This is a genomic window from Candidatus Thermoplasmatota archaeon, assembly GCA_022848865.1.
GTDB lineage: Archaea > Thermoplasmatota > Thermoplasmata > RBG-16-68-12 > JAGMCJ01 > JAGMCJ01.
In genome coordinates, this window is record JAJISE010000102.1 from 1 (window position 1) to 847 (window position 847).

Genomic DNA, 847 nt, shown 5'->3' on the forward strand with positions numbered 1-847 from the left:
GATCAGCCCGAGCAGGCTCGACGTCCTCAGGGGCTACACGGAGCCAGCGGGGATCAGGGTGGTTCAGGTCGATTACGACAGGACAACCGGCCAGATGGACCAGGAGGACCTCAAGGAGAAGATGGAGGACGACACGGCCGCGATCTACATAGAGAACCCCTCCTACCTTGGGTTCATCGAGGAGAACGTCGAGGACATCGCAGAGGTGGCCCACGACTCCAAGGCATTATTCGTCGTCGGAGTGGACCCAATCTCCCTGGGCCTCATCAAGCCTCCCGGGGAGTACGGCGCAGATCTGGTGATAGGGGAAGGACAGCCCCTCGGCAACCACATGAACTACGGAGGGCCGCTTCTTGGACTGTTCGCGTGCAAGAGCGATCCCAAGATGATCAGGCAGATGCCGGGGAGGCTCATAGGCCTCACAGAGGCCCTTGACAGCCATAAGAGAGGGTTCACCATGACCCTGCAGACGAGGGAGCAGCACATCAGGAGGGAGAAGGCCACCTCCAACATCTGCTCCAACCAGGCGCTCTGTGCAGCCGCGGGGGCCGTCTACCTGTCCCTCATGGGACCTCAGGGAATGAAGGAGCTGAGCGAGGTCGTCGCCAGCAGGGCACGCTACGCCATCAGTAAGATTAACAACCTACCCGGTATTAAGGCGCCCATATTCAGCAGCTTCCACTTCAAGGAGTTCACCGTCCAGTTCGGGGACAAGACGGTCGAGGAGGTCAACCAGAGCCTCTTGGATAACAGGCTCCACGGCGGCAAGTCGCTTGTAGGAGAGTTCCCCGATCTGGGGGAAACGGCGCTATTCTGTGTCACGGAGAGCCATATGAAGGAGGACATA

The 847-nt window shown here is 59.5% G+C and carries 1 protein-coding gene; it reads left to right on the plus strand.

Going from position 1 to position 847, the window contains the following annotated elements:
* A partial coding sequence (locus LN415_09860) for a PLP-dependent transferase (GenBank protein MCJ2557389.1) occupies positions 1–847 on the plus strand: 847 nt, incomplete at both ends.